The following is a 17,219-nucleotide window of genomic DNA, read 5'->3' as shown; positions in this document are numbered from 1 at the left end:
GACCGGCATACGTGCAGATTCGGCGCCGAAGAGTGAGAGGGCGCCGCGCGAGGGCGGGTTCATCCCGGCGTGCGGATCTCTCCGCCAACGCATCGTGCAAGTCGGATAGTTCGGGCATGTCGCCCCTGGGGTGGGGCGGTGCGGCAAATTTGTGCGGAGGTTCTGGGGAGGTGTGGCAATCGTCCGGTGCGTCCGGCCGCGCGCCGCGGTGACCCGCCCGCTCCGTCTCACGTTCCGCTCGGGGCCCCGGGAACCGCTTCCGCCCCTCCTGGCGTCGTTCTGGTGCCCGAGGGATGGGTGTACGGGGCGTGCCGGGGCGAGCGGGGTGGGGATTCCGTTGGCGGGATGTCGTCGCCCGAAAGGGTTGCGTGCAAAGCGAGTTGGTTCGCAATTGCATATGGGGGTATGTTGACGCACTCCCGGCGTGACGTCGGAACCAAGGGGCCCGTATTGCGCGTGAATAACGATGAACCGTGTGAGCTTCGCGATCCATAACGCGCCTTGAGGGGCTTATGTGCTGCTGATACGGTGCGATGGCTTGACACCGCGCCTGAGGCTGACGGGCCGATGGAACCCCGGCCGAGGCGTATGCGAGTCGCATCTGGGTGTCTCAAATGACGGATTTTTCTGGGTCGTACGGGGAGCGGTTGCGTGAAGATCCAAGAGCGTACGGGGGCGGGCAACAACCGTTCCGCCGTGTCGGCTCCGGCAGGCGTCGGTGAACGCCTTCCCACTGCGCCTCGCGAGCGCAAACCGGCGCTGGCCGCTCTGGCAGTCCTGCTCATCCTGGTCGGCGCGCTCGGCGCCACGGTGCTCGTACTGCGGGCGGGGGACCGGGTCGAGGTCGTCAAGGTGACGGAGCGGATCGCGCCGGGCGAATCGGTCAACAAGGACAACTCCACCTCGGTGATGGTCGCGGCGGACTCGGACGTGCACTACGTCAAGTACTCCAAGCTCAGCGCGCTGTCGAAGCTCAAGGCCAAGACCACGCTCTACCCGGGCACCGTCGTGGTGGGCGAGATGTTCGACGACAAGGGCGGCCTCCCCACGGGCAAGGCCTCCGTGGGCCTCTCCCTGAAGGAGGGCCAGTACCCCTCCACGCTCCAGCAGGGCGACACCGTCGCCCTCTACCGGGTCGCCGCGAACGGCTCCTCCAGCTCCGACGACGACAAGGGCACCGGCGGCGGCAACTCGTCCAGCCGTACGCCCCTCGTCGCCGACGCCCGGGTCGGCCTGGTCAACAGCAACAAGGACTCGACCATCAGCACCGGCAACCTGAGCATCACCGTCCTCGTCGACAACGAGGACGTCGCCGCGGTCACCAGCGCCGCGTCGCTCGGTGAGGTCGCCGTGGCGGTTGTCCCCGGCGCCGACAAGTAGAGGCGAGTAGAGGAGACATGGCCCTCATCGCCCTCGCCGCCGACAAAGGCTCCCCCGGCGTCACCACCGCGGCCGTAGCGCTCGCGGCGGTGTGGCCGCGCCGGGTGCTCGTCGCGGAGACCGATCCCGCGGGCGGCGACCTCGTCTACCGCAGCGCCGCCGCGCACGGCGGCCCGCTCAACCCGAACACCGGCATGCTGTCCATCGCCGCGACGGCGCGCCGAGGCCTCGTACCGGATCAACTGTGGGACCACACCCAGCCGTTGTCCGGCGGCCTTGAAGTGCTCGTCGGGCTCGGCACGTCCGAGCAGGCCGCCGGGCTCGTCGGGATCTGGCCGACGCTCGGGCGTGCCTTCGCCCAGCTCGCCGACTCGCCGAACGCCCCGGCCGACGTCATAGCCGACTGCGGGCGGATCGCGGGGGACAGCCCGGCGATCGAGCTGTTCCCGCACGCCAACCTGGTGCTGCTGATCTCGCGTACGGAGCCGGAGGCCATCGCCCGGGTACGGGACCGGGCCGCGGCGCTGTCCGCGAAGCTGCACGGCGGGCCGCGTGGCGCCGCCACCCTCGCGACCCCGCTCATCGGCGTCGTCCTGATCGCCGACCCGGGGAACTCCGGGAAGCTGGTGCACCAGGTCAACGAGATGCTGATGGCCGCGCAGACCGGCGCCCGGGTCGTCGGCACCCTCGCCGACGACCCGGCGGGCGCCGACCAGTTGGCCGGGCGTAAGCGCGGACGGCTCGACAAGTCGATGCTCATCCGGTCGGCCCGCAAGGTCACCGTCGACCTGTACCAGCAGTACGGCGCGGCCTGGGCGAATCCGGCCGCGGGCCCGGCCGCGGGCCCGACGGCGGGTGCCGGGCGATGAGTGCGGTCGACCACCAGCTGGTGAAGCGGTTCCGGCAGGACGCCGGTGACCGCATCGCCGAGCAGCGCCGCCTGGACCAGGTGTCCGGCGTCACGCCGATGTCCAGCGAGGACGAGCGGCAGTACGCCCGCGCCGTCATCGCGCAGATCCTGGAGGAGTACGCGCGCGGCGAGATCAACGCCGGGCGCACCCCGCTGGACGCCGAGACCGAGGAGCAGTACGCGGCCGCCGTGCACGCCGCGCTCTTCGGCGTCGGCCGCCTGCAGCCGCTCCTGGACGACCCCGAGGTCGAGAACATCGACATCAACGGGTACGACCAGGTCTTCGTCGGGTACGCCGACGGGCGCGAGGCCAAGGCCGAGCCGGTCGCCGAGACCGACGAGGAGCTGATCGAGCTCATCCAGATCCTCGGCGCCTACTCCGGTCTGTCGTCGCGGCCCTTCGACTCCGCCAACCCCCAGCTCGACCTGCGCCTGCCCGACGGCTCCCGCCTCTCGGCCGTGATGGACGTGACCCGGCGGCCCGCGCTGTCCATCCGGCGCGCGCGCATGGGCAAGGTGTTCATGTCCGACCTGGTGGGGAACGGGACGCTCACGCCGGACGTCGCGCACTTCCTGGCCTGTGCCGTACGGGCGCGCAAGAACATCATGATCGCGGGCGCCACGAACGCCGGAAAGACGACGCTGCTGCGGGCCCTCGCCAACGAGATCCCGCCGCACGAGCGCCTCATCACCGTCGAGCGCGCCCTGGAGCTCGGCCTCGACACGTTCGCCGATCTGCACCCCAACGTGGTGGCGTTCGAGGAGCGGCTGCCCAACTCCGAGGGGCAGGGCACCATTTCGATGGCCGAGCTGGTCCGCCGGTCGCTGCGCATGAACCCCTCCCGCGTCATCGTCGGTGAGGTGCTCGGCGACGAGATCGTGACCATGCTGAACGCGATGTCGCAGGGCAACGACGGCTCGCTGTCCACGATCCACGCCAACAGCTCAAGCGAGGTCTTCAACAGGATCTCGACGTACGCGCTGCAGGCTTCCGAGCGGCTGCCCATCGAGGCCAGCCAGATGCTCGTCGCGGGCGCCGTGAACTTCGTCGTCTTCATCCAGCGGCGCAACAACTACCAGACCGGCGGCAAGCTCCAGCGCATGGTGACGTCCGTCCGCGAGGTCAACGGCGTCGACGGCCGGGTGCTCTCCAGCGAGGTCTTCGCCGAGGCGCCGGACGGCCGGATCGTGCCGCACGCGCCGATCGCCTGCATGGACGACCTCGCCGCATTCGGCTACCGGCCCGCCGGGCAATGGGGGTGAGCACGACATGAACGCACTCGGCTCCATGGGCGGCGTGTTCTCGCTGCCCGTGCTGTACGGACTGGCCTGCGGTGTCGCCGTCGGCGGCGGCCTCGCGCTGCTCGCGGTCGCGGTCCGCGGACTGCCCGTCAAACCGGCCCACGAGAAGCAGCGGGCCAGCCAGCGGATGAGTGAGCTCGTCCGCTTCGTCGGGCAGCGCGGCTCCATCGCGATCGGCGTCGGCCTGGTCGTGCTGCTGCTGACGCGCTGGGCGGTGGCCGGCATCGCGTCCGGCATCCTCGTCTTCTTCTGGGACAAGCTGTTCGGCGGCGCCGCCGAGGAACGCCTGCAGATGAAGCGGGTCGAGGCGCTCGCCGCCTGGACCGAGTCGCTGCGCGACACCATCGCGGGCGCGGTCGGCCTGGAGCAGGCCATTCCGGCGTCCGCGCGGGCCGCGGCGCCGGTGCTGCGGCCGCACCTCGACGCTCTCGTGGACCGGCTGCGGGCGCGCACCCCGCTGCCCGAGGCCCTGCAGGTGCTCGCCGACGAGATCGACGACGCCTCGGCCGACATCATCGTCGCGGCGCTCATCCTCAACGCCAAGCTGCGCGGGCCCGGCCTGCGCCAGGTCCTCGGCGCGCTCGCCAAGTCGGCGCGCGAGGAGGTCGACATGCGCCAGCGCGTGATGGCGCAGCGCGCCTCGACCCGCCGCTCGGTGCAGATCGTCGTGGCCGTGTCCATCGCCTTCGTGCTGGGCCTGTCCATCTTCAACCGCGAGTTCGTGTCGCCGTACAGCACGCCCGTCGGGCAGCTCGTGCTCGCCTGCGTGTGCGGCCTGTTCGCGCTCGGCTTCTGGTGGCTGCGCAAGCTGTCGACGGTCGAGACGCCGGACCGTTTCCTCGTACGCGACGAGCCGGGCGTCCAGTTCGTACGTCCCCGGGGACCGGGCGGCGCCCCGCTGCCCGGCGCCGTGGGCCCCGAGGGCGCGCCCGGCCAGCAGCCGCTGCCGCCGCACGCCAACACCACCGAGGGGGTACGCCGGTGAACCTGACCATGCCGATCGTCATCGGCGCCACACTGGGCCTCGGCATCTTCGCCCTCGTCCGCGCGCTGATGCCGTCCAAGCGCAGCGCGGTCGCCACGGTCGCGCGCATCGACGCGATGCGGGCGCGCGGCGCCGCGTACGAGTCCGCGCACCGCACCGCGGACGCCGAGGTCACCGGGCGGCTCGGGACGCTACGGGCCCGGGTGGGCGCGCGGGCCGCCGAGTTCTACGTCCAGCAGGGCTGGGAACTGCGGTCGCTGCGGGCCGACCTGGCGGTGCTCGACCGGAGCTGGGAGAAGTTCCTGGCGACGAAGGTGCTGCTCGCGGCCACCGGCATCGTCTTCGGCCCGTTCCTCTTCGCGATCATCCTGACCCTCGGCTTCGGCCGCAGCCCCATCATCCCGGTGTGGCTGGCCCTGATGTTCGGGGTGCTCTTCTTCTTCCTGCCCGACCTCGAAGTGCGCAGGGACGCGCAGGAGAAGCGGCGCGACCTGCGGCGCGTCATCGGCGCCTACCTGGACCTGGTCTCCATGAGCCTCGCGGGCGGCCGCGGCCTGCCCGAGGCGCTGATGGCGGCCGCCGAGGTGTCCGACGGGTGGGCGACGCAACGTATCCGCAACGCCCTGGCGGACGCCCGGATCACCGGCATCAGCCAGTGGCAGGCGCTCGGCTCGCTCGGCGAGCAACTGGGCGTCGAAGAGCTCAAGGACCTCTCCGCGTCGCTCGCCCTGGTCGCGGACGACGGCGCGAAGGTACGCGAATCGCTCGCGTCCCGCGCCGAGACGATGCGCCACCGCGAGCTCGCCGAGATCGAGGGCAGCGCGGGCGAGAAGTCACAGTCGATGCTGGTGGCACAGCTGTTGCTGTGTGCGGGATTTCTGGTGTTCCTCATCTTCCCGGCGGCGATGCGCGTGTTCCAGGCCTGAACCCCCGTCCCGACGACGGGGACACGTCGAAGAGCGCTCCACAGACCCGTACATCCCCCCACACACTCTGCTTTCGAGAGGACAACTCACCATGAACGGACGGAACCTCAGCACCGGGATCCCGGCGGTCGACTTCCTCGTGACCTTCCTGCAGGGGCGCGTGCAGCGCGCCCGCTCCGGCGAGCTCGACCGCGGCGCGTCCGCCGTCGAGTGGGTCATCATCTCGGCGGTCGTCGTGGCGATCGTCGGCGTGGTCGCCGCGATCATCAACAACGCGCTCAAGGGCGGCGCCGACAAGGTCAGCGACTGCATCGAGGGCGCCGACGCCAGCAAGACCTGCTGAGCGGGCGACGGACGACGGTGACTGGCTGTTGACGCGATGAAGGACGACGGGGGCGGGAGCGGGCGAGGGGTGAACCGCGACCGGATGCCGGGATTCGTGCGCCGAAGGGTGGAGGCCGCCTCCACCCGCGGCGAATCCGGCATGACCGCGATCGAGTTCGTGCTGCTCACCCCGGTCCTGTTCTTCCTGATCTTCGCGACGGTGCAGTTCGCGCTCTACTTCTTCGCCGACCACGTGGCCCAGGCCGCGGCCCAGGCGGGCGCGCGCAAGGCCCGCGCCACGGCCGACGAGAACCCGGGCGGCTGGCGGGGCGAGGCGACCGACGTCGTCGACGCCTACATCCGCCAGCTCGGCCCGAAGCTCGTCCTCGGCCCCGACGTGCAGACGCTCCAGCCGGAGCAGAACACGGTCGGGGTGGAGATCACGGCGGACGTGCCGTCGGTGTTCCCCGGACTCGACCTGAAGGTGCACGCGCAGTCTTCGGGGCCGGTGGAGCGGTTCGTGGAGGAGGAAGGGTGAGGCGGGGGGTGCGGGACGCTGCCGCTGGTGAGCGGGGGCGCTCGGGGGAGCGGTGCTTCTCGGACGAGCGAGGGCTCTCGACCGTTGAAGTGGTCATCCTGGCGCCGGTGATGATCCTCTTCATCCTGGTCCTGGTGGCCTTCGGGCAGCTCGTCGACGGCCGGGGGGCCATCGACGGGGCGGCCCGCGACGCCGCCCGCGCGGGCTCCATCCAGAAGGACCAGGGCACCGCGATGGCCGAGGCGCGCAAGGCCGCCAAGGCGGACCTGGAGGACGTCTGCTCGGGGCCGGTGCACGTCGTCCAGAAGAGCGCGGGCTTCCAGCCGGACACCCTCTTCACGGTCGAGGTGAGCTGCGAGGTGCGGGGCCTGGAGATGCTGGGGCTCGACATCCCGACGACGCTGGAGGCGAGCTTCAGCTCGCCGCTGGATCCGTACCGGAGGTCGGCGTGAAGGCGGCAGCGGTGGTACGGGGTTTCGCGGGGGCACGGGGCTTCGCGGCCGTACGTGGCTGGGTGGGCGTACGTGGCTGGGTGGGCGTACGCCGGGCCCGCCTGGACGACCGGGGCTCGGGCGCGGGCGCCGTCATCGTCTTCGCCCTCGTCTTCCTCACCCTGTCCGCGTTCGTGATCGACGGCGGCCTGTCCATCTCCAAGCGCGAACGCGCCGCCGACATCGCCGAACAGGCCGCCCGGTACGCCGCGCAGGACCTCGACACCGAGGGCCTGTACGAGGGCGCGAAGGGCGCCCCCATCAACTACGAGAACTGCGACGCCCGGGTCAAGAAGTTCGCCCGCGAGATGGGCCTGACCGGCCCGGACGTGGCGGCCACCCACTGCGTCACCGCCACCGCCGAACAGGTGGAGGTCGAGGTCGAGATGACCTACAGCCCCGTCTTCACCGGGATGTTCTTCGGCGGGGACGTGACGGTGCACGGGCGCGCGGCGGCGGAGAACGAGATCGGGTAGCAGCCGGACCGGGGCCGGGGGACCGGCCGCGGAGTTGTCCACAGCAGAGTTATCCACAGCCCCTGCCGGGGCGTCGGCACCTTCCGTAACATCGCCCGAGTACGAACCCGAGTACGTACAGACGCATCGCACACCACGCATCCCACCCAAGGATCAGGACCAGGACACCCGCCATGGCGCGACGTACCACCCCAAGCTCGACGGGTCCGAGGAACCGGACGCCTCAGCCCCTGCCGGGGCGGCGGCGCTCGGCAGGTGACTTCGTCAAGGCGTTCTTCGCCTTCGTCGCTCTCGCCGCGCTGATCGTCGGCGTGCCCGGGGCGCTCGCCTACTTCGTGGGCTGGCCGCTGCCGGGCGGGGCGCCGTCGCTCGACTGGCTCCAGCAGGAGATCACCGTCAGCACGTTCATCAACGTGCTGACCGTGGTGGTCTGGCTGGCCTGGGCCCAGTTCGCCGCGTGCGTGCTCGTCGAGGTGAAGGCCGCGCTGTCCGGCGTCGGCATGCCCGGGCGGGTGCCGGGCGCCGGGGGGAGCCAGCTGCTCGCGCGCCAGCTCGTCGCGGCGCTGCTCCTGGTGGGCGCCACGGCGGCCAGCTTCGCGCCGGGGCTCTCGCAGTTCGGACAGTCCCTGGAAGGCAACCAGAAGCCGGCCGCGGCCACCGCGCAGCAGACGCCGGGCGTCCTCGGGCAGGACCAGCAGGCCGCCGCGGCCACCGCCGCGGGCGCCCTCGCCGAACAGGCGGGCCAGGCCGGGGCCAAGGCGGGCACGGGGCAGGACGGGGACACGAAGTTCTACCGGATCCAGCCCCCGGAGGGACGCCACCACGACTCGCTCTGGGAGATAGCGGAGCGCCACCTGGGTGACGGGCGGCGGTACAAGGAGATCTACCAGCTCAACAAGGACCGCGAGCAGCCCGACGGTTCGCGGCTCTCCGAGGCCAGCCTGATCCGGCCCGGCTGGATCATGGAAATGCCCGCCGACGCGCACGGCGGCGAGCTGGTGCACATGCCCGACGAGGCCCCGAAGGTGTCCGAGGAGGTCCGGGAGCAGATCTCGGACTACGCGAAGACGGGGGACCAGCGGCAGGGCGGCGGCGCCCAGGAGAGCGGCGGCGACCGGCAGGGCAGCGGTGACCGGCAGGGCGGCGGCGGTTCCGTCGACCAGGACACGGCGCACATCACGATCCCCGAGCAGCGGCCGGAGGGCGGCGCGCGCGAGGACGGGCAGGGCGGCGGCAAGGAGACCGGCCGGGAGGCCGACACCCCCGCCACCGACTCCGGCTCCAACTCCGACTCCGCATCCGAGGACTCCGGCTTCGGGCTGCCCGAGGCGCTCATCGGGGCGCCGCTGCTCGCCGCCGGACTGCTCGGCGCCCTCGGCCGCCGCCGTCGGCACGCGCTGTGGCAGTCGGCGATGGGCGCCGTCGGCCTGCGCCGCGGCATGGAGCCGCCGACGCCGACGGGCTCCGCGGCCGACGCGCAGGACGCGCTGCTCGTGGGCGCCGACCCCGAGGGCGTACGCCTCCTGGACCGCTCCTTGCGCGGCCTCGCCGCCGCGCTCACGGAGGAGTCCCGGCCGCTGCCGACGGTGTACGCGGCCTGGCTCAGCAACGGCGACCTGCACCTCCAGCTCGCCCAGGCCTCCGGACGGCCGCCCGCGCCCTGGCAGTTGGGCCAGGACGAGACGTTCTGGACGCTCGCCCGCACGGACGCCGAGCGGTACGGGGACGTGGACACCGCCGCGCCCTACCCGGGCCTGGTCTGCCTCGGCACCATGGACGACTCGCGCCTGCTGCTCAACCTGGAGGCCGTGCCCGGCATCGTGTCGCTCGGCGGCACCGCGGCCGACCGGGCGGCCGTGTTCGCGTCCGTCGCCGCCGAACTGGCCACCAACGGCTGGTCGGACCGCATGACCATCACGCTCGTCGGGTTCGGCGAGGACCTGACCGCGCTGGCGCCGAACCGGCTGCGGCACCTGGAGGACGTCGAAGCGCTCATCGAGACGATGGACGCCGAGACCCGGCAGCGGCGCGGGGCGCTCGGCGCCGCCGGGCACGACTCCGTCCTCACCGGCCGCACCGGCCCCGCCCAGCACACCCGCTGGGCCCCGCACCTGGTGCTGCTCGCCGACGGGCCGAGCCCCGAGGACGCCGCCAAGCTCGCCGAACTGGCCGCCGACGCCAGCCGCCTCGGCATCGGCTACCTGGTCGGCTCCGACTCCGGTGAGCTGCCCGGCGCCGCCTGGGAGATGAAGGTCACCGGCGAGGGCAAGCTGCTCGCCCCGCTGCTCGGCCTGGAACTGGAGGCCCAGCTCCTGCCGGACGCGCTGCGGCGCGCCGTCGTCGAGCTGTTCGTCGCGGCCGACCCGCGGCCCGAGGGCGGCGGCGACGGCTCCGACGGCGGGGCCGCCGTCGCGCCGCCGTTCCTCGTCGACGTCAGCGAGCAGGGACGGCCCGCGGTGTACGCGCGGCTCGTCGGCAGCTACGAGATCATCGGCCTGGAGACGCCCGACGGCGAGCGTAGTCCGCTCCTGCACGAGGCGCTCGCGCTCCTGCTGCTCCACCGTGAAGGGGTGCACCCGCGCGTGCTCGCCTCCGCGCTGTGGCCGCGCGGCGTCACCGACGACGTGCGGGACGCCCTCGTCGACCGGCTGCGGGACTGGCTCGGCAGCGAGCCCGACGGCACGCCTCGGCTGCGCGCCGACGCCACCGGGCGGCTCACCCTCGCCAAGTCGGTCGTGTCCGACCTCGACGTACTGCGCTCGCTCTACCACGAGGCCACACAGGGCCGGGGGTCCGGCAACCGGGCCGTGCGCGGGCGGATGCTCACCGACGCGCTCGTCCTCGTCCGGGGGCCGCTGCTCGCCGACCGGGCGCCCGGTCGGTACGGGTGGCTCACCCACGAGATCATCGACGCCCAACTGCCGTTGCTCGTCGCCGACATCGGGCTCGCCCTCTCCGAGTTCCACCTGGAGAAGGACCGCGTCGAGAAGGCCATCGAGGCACTGACCGCGGCGCTCGGCTCCGCGCCGGGCGACGAGCGGCTCTGGCACGAACTCCTTCGCGCCACCCACGCCGCGGGCGACCCGGCCCGCCTCCAGGCCCTCGCCGCCGACCTCGTCGCCCGCAGCGGCGCCCGCGGGGTCCCGCCCCGGACGGAGGCCCTCCTCGATGAACTCCTCCCGGGCTGGCGAGCGGGCCTCGCCTCAACGGGGTGACCCCACCCGCGCCGCCGCGGCCCCCCCTGGCCGCCGCTGCGCCCGCCCTCTCCCACCCCCGAACCGGAGCGCACCGTGCAGCAGACCCTGATCGTCGTGGGGGCCGCCCTCTGGGGTGCCGCCGCAGGCCTGGTGTTGCCGCGCGCCGCGTACCGGTTCTCCGTCCCGCCGGGTGAGCCGTGGCGCAGCCGCTGCCCGAGCGGCGAGCACGAGGTCACGGGCTGGCTCGGCCCTGCGCCGGACGGCTGCGGGGGAGAAGGGGGCGAGGGGGCCGAGGGCGAGGAGGCCGAGGGCCGTCCTCGTCGCCAGGCGCTGCTCCTCGCCCTGATCACCGCCGCGGCTTGCGCAGCCCTCGCCGCAGCCACCGGCCCCCGCCCAGAACTGGTCGTATGGCTCCTCCTCACCCCACCCGGAGTCCTCCTCGCGACGGTCGACTTCGCAGTGATGCGCCTGCCCGACGTCCTGACCCTCCCGATGGGCGCCGCGTCCCTGGCCCTGCTGGGCGTCGCCGTGGCGCTGCCGGACCACGGCGGCTCCTGGACGACCGCGGCGCTGGGCGCGCTCGTCCTGAGCGGCGGGTACTTCGTCCTGTTCCTGATCAACCCCAACGGCATGGCGTTCGGCGACGTGAAGCTCGCGGTGGCGCTGGGCGCCGTGATGGGCTGGTACGGCTGGGGCGTACTGCTGCTCGGCACGTTCGCGGGCTTCGTGTTCGCGGGGGTGTACGGCGGCTGGCTGGTCGCGGTGCGCAAGGCGGGCCGCCGGACGGCGATCGCGTTCGGCCCGTTCCTGCTGGGCGGCACCTTCGCCGGACTGCTCCTCGGGGCGTACGCGGCGTAGGCGCCCCGCCCTGGTGGGGAGCCCCCCGCTCCCCACCGCAAAAGGCCCAGGGGCCTGGCGTACGCTGAAGAGGATCTGTCCGCCCCATTTGGACCTTACGAAAGGGACGCCCCGGTGACCGAGAAGGCCGACCTTCAGTCCGTTCTCGACCGCGCCGCCGCCGGTGGACGGATCAGTGCCGAAGAGGCGCTCGACCTGTACCGCGACGCCCCGCTGCACGCGCTCGGCGCCGCCGCCGACGCCGTGCGCCGCCGTCGCTACGCGGGCACCGAGCACATCGCGACGTACATCATCGAGCGGAACATCAACTACACGAACGTCTGTGTGACGGCGTGCAAGTTCTGCGCGTTCTACGCCGCCCCGAAGGACACCAAGAAGGGCTGGACCCGCGACCTCGACGACATCCTGCGCCGCTGCGCGGAGACCGTCGAGCTCGGCGGCACGCAGATCATGTTCCAGGGCGGCCACCACCCGGACTTCGGCGTCGAGTACTACGAGCACCACTTCAGCGCCATCAAGAAGGACTTCCCGCAGCTGGTCATCCACTCCCTCGGTGCCTCCGAGGTCGAGCACATGGCCCGTATCTCCAAGGTCACGGTGGAGGAGGCGATCCAGCGGATCAACGCCGCCGGGCTCGACTCCTTCGCGGGCGCCGGCGCGGAGCTGCTCCCCGAGCGCCCCCGCAAGGCCATCGCCCCGCTCAAGGAGTCCGGCGAGCGCTGGCTCGAGATCATGGAGACGGCGCACGGCCTCGGCGTCGAGTCGACGTCCACGATGCTCATGGGCACCGGCGAGACCAACGCCGAGCGCATCGAGCACATCAGCATGATCCGCGACGTACAGGACCGGACGGGCGGCTTCCGCGCCTTCATCCCGTACACGTACCAGCCCGAGAACAACCACCTCAAGGGCCGCACGCAGGCCTCGGTCTTCGAGTACCTGCGCATGATCGCCATCGCGCGCATCTTCCTCGACAACATCGCGCACATCCAGGGCTCCTGGCTCACCACCGGCAAGGAGGCCGGCCAGCTCACCCTGCACTACGGAGCCGACGACCTCGGCTCGGTCATGCTGGAGGAGAACGTCGTCTCCTCCGCCGGCGCCAAGCACCGCTCCAACCTGCGCGAGATGATCGACATGATCCGTACGGCGGACCGCGTCCCCGCCCAGCGCGCCACCACGTACGAGCACCTCGCCGTCCACGACGACCCGGCGAACGACCCCGTCGACGAGCGCGTCGCCTCGCACATCTCCTCCACCGCGATCGAGGGCGGCACGGCCCACCCGGAGCTCAAGCTCCTGGCTGCGAACTGACGCCGTCTTGCTGACGGTTCACCGGGTACGCGGGGTCGGGGCGGCCGCGGGCGACATCGTCCTCGGGCACGCCGTCGTCGTCGACGGCGCCCGCTTCGCGGCCGTCGGTCCGTACGAGGAACTCCTCGCGGCGTACGGCGAGCGGGCCCGCGTCCGGGACTGGGGCGACGCGATCCTGACCTCGGGCCGCTTCGAGCCGGACGCCGTCGCCCTCCTGGAGTCCGCGTACTGGCCCGACCCCCGCGAGGCCGACGACCTCGGCACCGCCGCCCTGACCGGCGCCGCCCTCGCCACCCTGGACATTCCGGATACCCGCTGGGGCGCGAGCGCGCGACGGGGCGTCCAACGCCTGCTGGCGGCGGGCACCACCGCCCTGGCGGGCCCGTTCACCCACCCCTCGGTCCGCACCGCCGTCGCACGCTCGGGGCTCCGCGACCACCCGGTGGCACCGCCCGAGGCCGGGGGAGAAGCGGACTTCGCCGTGCTGACCCCGGACGGCACCTGCCTGGCGACGTCGATCGGCGGCCGCCTGGTGTACCGGCGCCGCTGAGGCGATGGGCAAGGTGGCGCCCTGAAGGGGCGCGGGGAACTGCGCGAGCAGCCAAGAAACAACCCGCACTCGCCAGAGCACCGCGCACGGCAGACGCTCTCGCGAAGAGCCCGCCGCAGGCGAAAGAGCCCTCGGCCAGGAGCGAAGACCGGCCTGACACAATAAGCCGGGTGACCCGAGCCTCCTTGGACAAGCAGCCGCACGAAGTCGCCTCGATGTTCGACGACGTGGCGGAACGGTACGACCTGACCAATGACGTGATCTCGCTCGGCCAGGCCCGGCTCTGGCGGAAGGCGGTCGCGCAGGCGGTCGACGCGCGGCCCGCGCAGAAGGTCCTCGACCTCGCCGCGGGCACGGCCACCTCCTCGCAGCCGTTCGCGCAGGCGGGCGCGTACGTCGTGCCGTGCGACTTCTCGCTGGGCATGCTGCGCGTCGGCAAGCAGCGGCACCCGTGGATGCCGTTCACGGCGGGCGACGCGATGAAGCTGCCGTTCAAGGACGACACGTTCGACGCCGTCACGATCTCCTTCGGCCTGCGCAACGTCCAGGACACGGGCGCCGCGCTGCGCGAGATGTACCGCGTGACGCGGCCCGGCGGACGCGTCGTCATCTGTGAGTTCTCCGAGCCCACGTGGGGTCCGTTCCGCACGGTCTACATCGAGTACTTGATGCGCGCGCTGCCGCCCGTCGCGCGCACGGTCTGCACCAACCCGGACGCGTACGTCTACCTCGCCGAGTCCATTCGTACCTGGCCCAACCAGCCCGAACTCGCCGCCCTGTTGCAGGACGCGGGCTGGTCGAAGGTCGCGTACCGGAACCTGACCGGCGGAGTCGTCGCGCTGCACCGGGGGTTCAAGCAGAACTAGCCTCTCCGCGGGAGAGTTGACGGGAACCGTTTGCCGGAGAAGATGTGTCAGTTGATATGTCCCGGCCACTTGCCGTGGCCGGGGCGTGACGGTCGGCACACGCCGATCACGTCCCCTGATGTATCTCCCCATAACGGAGCCTTCCGATGGCGTCGAATTGCCCCGAGTGCGGGGCTCCAGCTCCCGACGAGGCCCGCTTCTGCATGAGATGCGGGCGCGAACGCACACCGGTTCCCGCGGAGCCCTCGGACGCGGTGCCGTCCGAGTCCCCGACGGAACCCGAGGACTCGGTCCCGGCCGAAGCCCCCTCCGACGAAGCCCCCTCCGACGAAGCCGACAAGGACGAGAAGGCAGACGCGGCCGCCGCCCCAAGCAAAGCCGTCAGCGTCGACAAGGCCGTCAGCGTCGACAAGGCCGTCGACACCGACAAGGCCGACGCGGCTGCCCCGGCCGCCCCCGCTGAAGCCCCCGCTGAAGCCCCCGCTGAAGCCCCCGCTGAAGCCCCCGCTGAAGCCCCCGCTGAAGCCCCCGCTGAAGCCCCCGCCGAAGCCCCCGAAGTCTCAACGCACCCCGCGACCCTGGTGGTTCCCCCAGCCCCGGATTCGCCCGCGGCCCCCGCTCCCGCCGCCCCTGCCGCCGCTCCGGCACCCCCGGCCGCACCCCCGCCCCCGGCCGCCGCACCGGTGCCGGCCGCGCCCCCGCTCACCCCGCCTCCGCCGCCCGGCTTCACGCCGGCCCCGGCCGCGCCCTCGCCCGTGGGCACCTTCGTCGGGCGGGCCGTGCGCGGCGACTGGGCCGGGTCCGTGCAGGCCGCGCTCTGGCCGGTCGCGTTGCTGCTGCTCACCGCCGTGGGGTGCGCCATCCCCACGTACGGCCAGGACAGCGACAACATCGTCGTCGGCTTCGCCGACCGGATGCGGGTCTCGCTCGCGGTGGCGCTGCAGGCGGTGGGCGGCGACGTGACGCTGAGCGGCCGGGAGGAGCGGAGCGTCGACAGTTCCTCGCTCTCCTCGTCGGACTCCGCGGTCGACGGCACGGTGTCGGTGGATCTGGTCCCGCTGACGATCACGGCGCTGTTCGTCGTCGCGCTGCTCATCGGCGTACGCGTCCTCCACAGCCGACTGCGGCACCGCGCCGCGCTGTACGGCACGGGCGGTCCGGGTACGACGGCCGGGCTCGAAGCGGCCGTCCGCGTGAGCGTGTTGACGGCGCTGGGTGTCCTGATGCTCGGGCTGTTCGCGCAGCCGGAGATCAAGGACGTCGAGGTGTCGTCGGGCCCGTTCCTCGCCATGCTCGGCGCGTTCGGGCTCGCCCTTCTCGTGTCCGCCGCGGTCCTGCACCGCGACGACCTCGCGCACTGGCTGGTCGCGCGCCCCGGCGTGCACACGTTCGTGCGCGCCGCGCGTGTGGCACTGCGCGCGCTCGCCATCGTGCTGGTCATCGCCTCCGCGGTCGGCTACTTCGCCTTCACCCAGATCGATGATCTGACCGACACGTCGGACGCGCGCGACTCCGGCGTCTCGCCGTACCTCGTCGCGCTGCTCCTGCTCCCGAACCTCGGCCTCGCCGCGCTCGGCGTCGGCTGGGGCGCCCCCTTGGAGGCGGAGGCCAACGGGCGGCGCTCGGCGTACGGCGACAACGCCGAGAGCCATTCGTTCGGGTTCTCCGAACTCAGCGACCTGTTCAACTCCGGCGCGGTCGTGGGCGCGTTGGCCCTCGGTCTTGTGTGCGCGCTGACGATCGGCGTGCTCGCCGCCCGCCGGTGCGCGGGCCGGGGCGAGCAGATCCTGGCCGGAGGCCTTTTCTTCGGCCTCTACCTGCTGCTCACCGCGGTCGGCGGCTTCAAGGTGGAGACGTCGGCGAAGGAGGTCGGATACGGCGGTGACTCCGCCAAGGCCGGTCTCGAAGGCGGCGTGAGCATTCCGGACGCGCTGCTGTTCGGGCTGCTGTGGGTGGCCGGTGCGCTGGTCGTCGGGCCGCTGCTGGTGCGGATGGCCGGGCAGGGCGGTGGCGTGGGCGGGCCGCCGGTGCCGCCCGGACCGCCTGGTTCCGGTGGGTCGTTCGGTGCCGGTGGGCCGTTCGACGGTTCGGCCGGTGGCGCGGGCGGTGGTCCGGCCCAGGGCCCCGACGCGCACGCCGCACCGACCCAGAGCGGCTTCCCGATCCCGGGGCCGGGGACTCCGCCGCACGGCACCCCGCCACCCGGCGCCGCCCTCGCCGCGTACGACCCCGCCTTCCAACTCGGCCACCCGCAGGCGCCCCGGCCCGGTTCCGGCGGGCCGCGCGGGCGGGCCGGGGTCTGGGTGGCCACGCTCGTCGGCGCCCTCGTCATCGGCGGCGGCACCGCGGCCGGGCTCCTCCTCTGGCAGGACGACGACAAGTCCGACGCCAAGGGGAAGAACGACCGCCCGGCGGTCAGCCGCACCGAGGACCCGGTCCCGCCGCCCAGCTCGGACGCGCCCACCGGTGACTCGGCGGGGCCCTCGACCGACGAACCGTCGACCAGCACCGGCGGCACGGACGGGATCACGGCCGGGAACACCGGCGGCAGCACGGACGGGAGCACGGGCGGCGGCGCCGACGATGCCCTCGTGCCGCCCGGTTCGGAGCGCGTGAACGACCCGAAGGGCTTCTCGTTCGCTGTTCCCGACGGCTGGCGCCGGTCGAGCGGCGACAACCCGACCCAGGTCACGTACGGGGGCCTGACCGTCCCGGAGAACTTCCAGGTCGGCGTCATCGACAACGCCGACTACACCTCGTACGGGAACATGAAGAACATGGAGGTGCACGCCAAGAAGGACCCGGACAAGTCGGACTACCGGCGCGTCCGCCTGGCGGACACCACCTTCCAGGGTCGCCCGGCCGCGGTCTGGGAGTACACGTACAAGGACCGGGCCGGCCGCACGATCCACGCGATCAACCACAGCTACATCGCGGACAACGGCACCGAGTACGCCCTCCAGCTCTCCTGGCGCGAGGACTTCTGGCCCGCCGGACACGGCGCGAAGACGCACCAGACGGCGCTGGACACCTGGCGCCTCACCGAATAAGGCTCCGGCGTACGGAGGTTGAGGCGGCGCGCGCCCCCGGGCGCGCGCCGCC

General features: G+C 72.6%; 15 protein-coding genes and 1 pseudogene. All 16 read left to right on the top strand.

Annotation, left to right across the window (positions count from 1 at the left end; all coding sequences use genetic code 11):
• Window positions 1-651: 651 nt before the first annotated feature.
• The 16 genes and pseudogenes from IE274_RS22955 to IE274_RS22885 all read left to right on the top strand — a co-directional run bounded on the left by IE274_RS22955 (window position 652) and on the right by IE274_RS22885 (window position 17,167).
• Window positions 652-1,380, top strand: a complete 729-nt coding sequence (locus tag IE274_RS22955) for a hypothetical protein (protein ID WP_190117711.1) — start codon at window positions 652-654, stop codon at window positions 1,378-1,380.
• Window positions 1,381-1,397: 17 nt separating this feature from the next.
• The gene (locus tag IE274_RS22950; protein ID WP_190117710.1) at window positions 1,398-2,249 is read left to right on the top strand and encodes a hypothetical protein; all 852 of its coding nucleotides are present in this window, start codon (window positions 1,398-1,400) and stop codon (window positions 2,247-2,249) included.
• Window positions 2,246-3,553, top strand: a complete 1,308-nt coding sequence (locus IE274_RS22945; RefSeq protein WP_190117709.1) for a TadA family conjugal transfer-associated ATPase — start codon at window positions 2,246-2,248, stop codon at window positions 3,551-3,553. The genes IE274_RS22950 and IE274_RS22945 overlap by 4 nt, the downstream gene beginning before the upstream one ends.
• A gap of 7 nt (window positions 3,554-3,560) precedes the next feature.
• Window positions 3,561-4,577, top strand: a complete 1,017-nt coding sequence (locus IE274_RS22940; RefSeq protein WP_190117708.1) for a type II secretion system F family protein — start codon at window positions 3,561-3,563, stop codon at window positions 4,575-4,577.
• A complete protein-coding gene (locus IE274_RS22935; RefSeq protein ID WP_190117707.1) occupies window positions 4,574-5,503 on the top strand; it encodes a type II secretion system F family protein in 930 nt (309 codons plus the stop codon). The genes IE274_RS22940 and IE274_RS22935 overlap by 4 nt, the downstream gene beginning before the upstream one ends.
• A gap of 91 nt (window positions 5,504-5,594) precedes the next feature.
• Window positions 5,595-5,846, top strand: coding sequence for a hypothetical protein (locus IE274_RS22930; RefSeq protein ID WP_190117706.1), 252 nt, complete (start codon window positions 5,595-5,597; stop codon window positions 5,844-5,846).
• Between the two features lie 84 nt (window positions 5,847-5,930).
• Complete coding sequence (locus IE274_RS22925; protein ID WP_190117823.1) at window positions 5,931-6,365, top strand: TadE/TadG family type IV pilus assembly protein; 435 nt, start codon at window positions 5,931-5,933, stop codon at window positions 6,363-6,365.
• An 8-nt stretch (window positions 6,366-6,373) separates the two neighbouring features.
• Window positions 6,374-6,817: a TadE/TadG family type IV pilus assembly protein gene (locus tag IE274_RS22920; RefSeq protein WP_190117822.1), complete on the top strand. Its 444-nt coding sequence runs from the start codon at window positions 6,374-6,376 to the stop codon at window positions 6,815-6,817.
• Between the two features lie 62 nt (window positions 6,818-6,879).
• Window positions 6,880-7,332, top strand: coding sequence for a TadE/TadG family type IV pilus assembly protein (locus tag IE274_RS22915; protein WP_190117821.1), 453 nt, complete (start codon window positions 6,880-6,882; stop codon window positions 7,330-7,332).
• 173 nt (window positions 7,333-7,505) lie between these two features.
• A complete protein-coding gene (locus IE274_RS22910; protein WP_190117705.1) occupies window positions 7,506-10,547 on the top strand; it encodes a BTAD domain-containing putative transcriptional regulator in 3,042 nt (1,013 codons plus the stop codon).
• Between the two features lie 75 nt (window positions 10,548-10,622).
• The gene (locus tag IE274_RS22905) at window positions 10,623-11,387 is read left to right on the top strand and encodes a prepilin peptidase (protein ID WP_190117704.1); all 765 of its coding nucleotides are present in this window, start codon (window positions 10,623-10,625) and stop codon (window positions 11,385-11,387) included.
• 114 nt (window positions 11,388-11,501) lie between these two features.
• On the top strand, window positions 11,502-12,701 hold the full coding sequence (gene mqnC, locus IE274_RS22900) for a cyclic dehypoxanthinyl futalosine synthase (RefSeq protein WP_190117703.1): 1,200 nt from the start codon (window positions 11,502-11,504) through the stop codon (window positions 12,699-12,701).
• Window positions 12,702-12,708: 7 nt separating this feature from the next.
• Window positions 12,709-13,251 carry an imidazolonepropionase-like domain-containing protein gene (locus IE274_RS22895; protein WP_190117702.1) on the top strand — a complete coding sequence of 181 codons (543 nt, stop codon included), beginning with the start codon at window positions 12,709-12,711 and terminating at the stop codon, window positions 13,249-13,251.
• Between the two features lie 170 nt (window positions 13,252-13,421).
• A complete protein-coding gene (locus IE274_RS22890; protein ID WP_190117701.1) occupies window positions 13,422-14,117 on the top strand; it encodes a demethylmenaquinone methyltransferase in 696 nt (231 codons plus the stop codon).
• 146 nt (window positions 14,118-14,263) lie between these two features.
• Window positions 14,264-14,332 (top strand): annotated as a pseudogene (locus tag IE274_RS40400) (zinc-ribbon domain-containing protein); the annotation flags it as partial.
• Between the two features lie 39 nt (window positions 14,333-14,371).
• Complete coding sequence (locus IE274_RS22885; RefSeq protein WP_190117700.1) at window positions 14,372-17,167, top strand: serine/threonine kinase C-terminal domain-containing protein; 2,796 nt, start codon at window positions 14,372-14,374, stop codon at window positions 17,165-17,167.
• Window positions 17,168-17,219 lie beyond the last annotated feature (52 nt).

It is taken from the genome of Streptomyces flavofungini (assembly GCF_014650815.1).
In the GTDB taxonomy this organism is placed as follows: domain Bacteria; phylum Actinomycetota; class Actinomycetes; order Streptomycetales; family Streptomycetaceae; genus Streptomyces; species Streptomyces flavofungini.
The sequence above is the reverse complement of the archived record's forward strand: the minus strand, read 5'-3'. Positions and strand labels throughout refer to the sequence as shown.

Coding starts and splice junctions, on each gene's coding strand:
- IE274_RS22925 (WP_190117823.1), top strand. CDS start 5,931: ATGCCGGGATTCGTGCGCCGAAGGGTGGAGGCCGCCTCCACCCGCGGC.
- IE274_RS22945 (WP_190117709.1), top strand. CDS start 2,246: ATGAGTGCGGTCGACCACCAGCTGGTGAAGCGGTTCCGGCAGGACGCC.
- IE274_RS22940 (WP_190117708.1), top strand. CDS start 3,561: ATGAACGCACTCGGCTCCATGGGCGGCGTGTTCTCGCTGCCCGTGCTG.
- IE274_RS22930 (WP_190117706.1), top strand. CDS start 5,595: ATGAACGGACGGAACCTCAGCACCGGGATCCCGGCGGTCGACTTCCTC.
- IE274_RS22950 (WP_190117710.1), top strand. CDS start 1,398: ATGGCCCTCATCGCCCTCGCCGCCGACAAAGGCTCCCCCGGCGTCACC.
- IE274_RS22910 (WP_190117705.1), top strand. CDS start 7,506: ATGGCGCGACGTACCACCCCAAGCTCGACGGGTCCGAGGAACCGGACG.